3 protein-coding genes and 1 pseudogene are annotated in these 5,227 nt (G+C 57.2%); 3 read left to right on the top strand and 1 reads right to left on the bottom strand.

Annotation, left to right across the window (positions count from 1 at the left end):
* Together ABYO54_RS13695 and ABYO54_RS13690 are read left to right on the top strand one after the other, a co-directional pair.
* The coding region (locus ABYO54_RS13695; protein ID WP_372808809.1) for a hypothetical protein at window positions 1–2,409 on the top strand (2,409 nt) is incomplete at its 5' end.
* Between the two features lie 15 nt (window positions 2,410–2,424).
* Complete coding sequence (locus ABYO54_RS13690) at window positions 2,425–4,098, top strand: hypothetical protein (protein ID WP_372808808.1); 1,674 nt, start codon at window positions 2,425–2,427, stop codon at window positions 4,096–4,098.
* Between the two features lie 87 nt (window positions 4,099–4,185).
* Here ABYO54_RS13690 and ABYO54_RS13685 read toward each other — a convergent pair.
* Window positions 4,186–4,443, bottom strand: a pseudogene (locus ABYO54_RS13685) (site-specific integrase); the annotation flags it as partial.
* Window positions 4,444–4,594: 151 nt separating this feature from the next.
* Here ABYO54_RS13685 and ABYO54_RS13680 point away from each other — a divergent pair.
* Window positions 4,595–5,104 (top strand): hypothetical protein, encoded by a 510-nt coding sequence (locus ABYO54_RS13680; protein WP_372808807.1) that lies wholly within the window; start codon window positions 4,595–4,597, stop codon window positions 5,102–5,104.
* The last annotated feature ends 123 nt before the right edge of the window (window positions 5,105–5,227 follow it).

Here is a 5,227-nt window from a genome sequence, read left to right as displayed (position 1 = left end):
TCTGTGAGGCAGCCTGTGAAAAGAGATACTCTGTTTTGTTTCGGCTTCAGCTTGATGGCGGCCTGCATCGGTTTGCCGTCAGGTGGGTTTGGCGCATCGGAACTCACGTTCGATGCCTCCGGCCAGCCGGCCACGCTGGTGTTGGGCGATGTCGACCGCTTTGCATCCCAGGCTTCGGCCGGTTTTCATCTTCGCTATTTCGACGGCACATCCGTAACCGATACCCTTTTGACCGACCTCTTGGTTTCGGGCGACGAGGTCTCCGTTTCGCATCCCGACGGCCTGCCGCGGTTCACCTTTCGGATCGACGCTTATGACCGGCACTTGGCGATCCACTTGATCGACGTGCAGGGCATTGCCGCGACGGACCGCAATTGGGGAATCAACCTGACCCTGCGGGCGAATGACACGGTTCGCTTTTTTTCACTGAACGATGTCTCCGGAAACAGCTACAGCAGCCGCTACCGCGCCGGCTCCAGCATCGAGATGGTGTGGCGCTACCTTTGGGGCTCTCGGTATGACGGGGAACGCGGCAGTTTTGTCCTGTATGACGGGACCCTGACCGGCGACGATCTGGACGCCGCCTTGGCCGAGATCTGGTCGACCCAGCATGCGGCCGGGCTCATGGTGCGGCCGGCGGGGCAGGCGAGCTGGAACCCGAACGACGTGCGGGCCTGGGTGGAGGCCTATGCCGCACAGAACAACGATATGAGCGAGGTGGAGCTGGAGGCCGGTTCGCAGGAGGAGCTCTACCGCCTGACCGACTCCTATGTGTTTTCCAACCACATCAAGCGGGTCAAGCTGCATACGAAAACGTGGCGGGGCGAGTACTGGCCGAACTACAATTCGCGCGTCCACGTGAACACGAATGTGTTTCCCGCCGGGAAGGCGGATCTGCTCGCCTATTCGAACCATCTGCGAACCAACGGCGTCTTGCTGCGGCTCCACAGCGTGAGCTGCGTGATTGGCAAGAACGACCCGGATTACATCGTCGGCGGCGTCGATGATCGCCTGGCCTCCTGGGGAACCGGGACGCTGGAAAAAGCGGTCGATGCCTCCGCAACCACCCTTCGTTTCGTGCCGGATGCGGGCGTGTCCGCGCCCCTGCTTGGCATGAACATCGCGCACACGGGCAAGAGACTTTATTGGAACTATTTTCGGCTCGGGAACGAAATCGTCAAGGTCGGCGCATTCCGGCGCACGGACGATGATGTCTGGATTCTTGAAAACTGCACGCGCGGCTTGGGCGGCACGGATTCCGCGGCTCACGGGGCCGCCGATGAGATGGTTGGGCTGCACTGTTCCTACAACAGCAACTACATTCCGGCCTACGACCTCGACCAGACAAACAGCCTGATGGACGAGCTGGCCCTGGAATATGCCGGCTTCGTCAACGACCTGCAGTTGGGGCACCTCCATTTCGACGGCCCGGAGATTCATGACATCTATCCGTGGGCGATCCGGGATCTGTTCGACCGCATATACGGCTACGTGGATCATCCCACCACGTCGAGTCGAGTCGGCGGCAGTATTTCCGCCCACTTCGAGCAGCAGTTCAGCGCGGTCCGGGACGATCTGAGCTATGGCTATTTCCCGCTCGAAGTCGGCCTGCGGCTGGAAGATTTAAATCGCCCGAAATTGGCGACCAGCTTGCTGGATACCCACTTTCACGCCGAAGACGGAATTCTTCTCAATGGCCGGCGGGTGACGTTGAGCTGCCCGCAAAGCGGCTATGGCGTGAGCGCGGATCTTTTGGCCGCCCATGGCCTCAGCGACGAGGTGTTGCGGATTTTCCAATACTGGCTTGAGCTTGCGCCGGTGCTGGACGCCGCCGATGTCGCGTACATTGAAAGCATGACGAAGCGGACGTCCGGCAGCAGCCATTACGAGAGCGAGGATGTGCTGGTGCTCGGCACCAACGCAACCGGGCGGTATATCTTCACGCCGCATCGCATTATGGGTCGCACCTCGGGAGAGGATGCGCTTTACCATATCGAACAGGAGTGGGGCGCGGTGCCGCGCTTCCAGGCGATCTCCGCCGGCGCGACGATGGCGCTGTACAACCCGTACGGCGCACAGCAACCGCAGGTGGTGATCCGCGTCGTGGAAACCTCCACCGCGCTGCACGACCCGCTGATCACGGTCAACGGCACCGGAACCCTCTCCGTCACGGGCGATATCGAACCCGGCGAATACCTGAAGTTTGCCGGGGGCAGCTCGGTGAACGTGTATGACAACAACTGGAATTTCGACCGCACGTTGGCGGCGACCCCAACGGCGTTCTCGGTCATCGGCGGAACCAACACGGTGACCACTGCGGCGGGCAGCGGAACGGGCTCGCCGGAGCTCAATGTGCAGTACATCACTCTCGGGGACGTCTACGTTCTGGAATCCAACAGCAAGCTGTAAGTAAGGAATCATCGCATGAAAACAATACGTATCTTACTGGTTCTTCTGGCCGCCGTTTCGATGAGTCGGGCAGCAACCCTCTACTATCAGGATTTCAGCGACAGCAACCCGGTTTCCAGTATCGAGGGGAACAACCCCATCGCGAACAACTCGCCGGTGACGACGATGGTCGCCGGCGAAGTCATCAGCGGCGGCCGTTCCGACGAGCGGTCCACCAATGGGGATTACACCCTTACGATCAACACGCTCGCCGGAACCGGCGATTACTACATCTTCAACGAAACCGATGATGCGGGGTTTAAATACATCGATGCGCGCTACACCTTCGAATCCGGCAGCATTTCATTCGTGGATGGAGGAATCACTTATGCCGGCACGATCAAACTCCAGAGCAAATGCAACACGGGCGGTGAGTTCTTCAGCATCAACTCGGTCGAGCTGGTGCAGGACGATGCGACCGGCGAGGTGTATGTCGATATCGATTTCAACTATTACGCCGACACGGAAACCAACCAGACGGACAGTCTGCTCCTGACGACCGACTTCGGGATCAATGACACCGACGAGCTGGAAATCGAGGAGCTGATCGGGGTCGTGCCGGGCGCGAATAGCACCGGAGCGGGCGTCTACAGGCACGGCCTAATCGAGCTGCTCGAAGCGTCTTTCTTCGAGGCGGAAACGATGACGCTCGACGGATTCGCCATCGAATCGCAGGCGGCCGCGTCGGGCGGGCGGGTGATTGTGCTTGGGGGAGTCGCCGGAACGGCATCGCAGACCCTCGCGCTTTCGGGGGCCGGGTTCTACGACATCCAGACGACCTATTTTGACGAGAACGACGGCGACGCGGTCTACAAACTGTTTCTCGATGGTGAATTGATCGATGCCTGGTCCGCCAACCGCGATCTGGGCCGTGCCGATCCCGGGGCCACCAACCTCGTCGCGCACCAAACGCCGGGCGTCGCCCTGGACGCCGGCCAGACCCTTGAGCTGCTCGCCTATTCCGACGGAGAGGAACCCTGCCGCCTGGATAGGATATTCCTGAGTCCTTCCTCCAAGGGTTCGCCGGTCCATTCGATGACCTGGAATGCCAATGGCAATGTTTCCAGCCTGCAGCTCGGCGGCGCCGAACACCTGAGCGCGGAAACCGGCAACGCCCAGCTGCGCATCTTCAACGGAGACGACATAAAGAGCTGGGATATGATCGATGCAACCGGGCAGAGCGGTGTGGTGGAGCTGCTCGACGAGGATCAAGGATTGGTGAAGATGCTTTTCAGGGCCGATGCATATGACCACCACCTGCTTTTCCGGCTCATCGGGGTTGAGCAACTGCCGTTGTACGACAACTCCCTGGGCATCCGGGTGACCCTGCCGATCTCGAGCACGGTCCATGTCGTGGCGCTCGACGAGAACGCGGAAGCCACGGTATCCGCTTCCTCGCTCCAGTTCGATTGGACCAAACTGGGCGAACGCAACCGGTTTCCGGGCGGCGCGTTTGCGCTGTATGCGGATGGAACCGCCGCGGAAAACGAAGCGGCGCTTCTTGAGATTGCCCGGCAGCATGGCAGCGTTCCGGTTGCCGAGGATCTTGCGGTGGTGGCAGGCGAAGCGGTGCCGACCGGCATTGCGTTGCCCGCAACCATACAGCAACTTTGCGACCAGCTGGTGCGTACCTCCCATTCCTCCGAGTAATCGGCTCGTTTCGTCCCGCGTCAACACAACGGGCACTTTGATCCGCGGGGCGGAGCGTTCCGCGTTGATCGAGTCATCCATCGGCTGTTTCAGAACGTGCCTATAGAAAAAAACCAATGCGTTCAGCGCTTGATTCTGCGTGGACGGGGCAACGTGTTCCTCGCGCGCCAGATGCGTCAGAAATTCCTCCACATTGCGCTCCCCTCCCTCCAAGTCGGAGCGCGTCCGCATTTTAAAATGCTTTATATAGCGTTTGATCCAGCCGATGTAGGTCTGTTCCGTCCGGTATGAATACCTGCGCCGCCGCAAAATATCACGAGTTTCTTCAAGGATTTTGCTTGCCATAAACACCTCCCGCAAACCACTCTGTTTTTCAAAGACCGCAGGGTGCGGTTGCTGCGGAAAACAATCAAGCAGATTTGCCCGAAAACCGTCCAATATCAGGATATCAGGCAAATCTGCCTAATAATAAACTGTTCGCTAAATAGGAGAAAAAATGAAACCAATAGCACTAGCCATAGTTGCATTAGCCTTCGCATCCATTGTTAACGGAGAAGAAGTTTCAGTTTGCGATGGAGTAAAGTTCAATCTCCCAGCCGAATTCATCCTTGTATCAAAACCGAATCCACCTCAGTCGCCCCAGACTTCCTCAAAATTCATTAAGAAAAATGAGATCAGAGATGTCTCAATAAAATTCAGCGTCAAACCTACATCTCGCAAACAAAATCAACTAGAAGAGATAAAACAATCCTTCACTAAAGCTCTACCCAATATGACACCCAAGGCCGAATGTGAACAAAACGAGATTATCAAACTCAATGACAGGCAATGGTTTTACTTTGAGATTATCTCACACGCTGAAAATAGAGACATTCGAAATATAATGATGACCACCGTCTATGATGACCAATTGATAACTTTCAACTTCAACTGCACCGAAGAACAATTTGAACGACATGAAGCTATTTTTAGAGCCTGTATAAAAAGCATTTCAATAGAATCGTAGCGAACAATAAAGGGATAGTCGAGTAGGAGGGACGATCTACTCCGGCTATCCTGAGGTTCATGAAGCCGGTGCTCGGCCGACATGCGAAAAGGCGCTCTTTTGAGCGCCTTTTCGCATTCGCGG

It is taken from the genome of Pontiella sp., assembly GCF_041622395.1.
Lineage (GTDB): Bacteria > Verrucomicrobiota > Kiritimatiellia > Kiritimatiellales > Pontiellaceae > Pontiella.
This window is presented reverse-complemented; position numbering and strand designations above follow the sequence as displayed.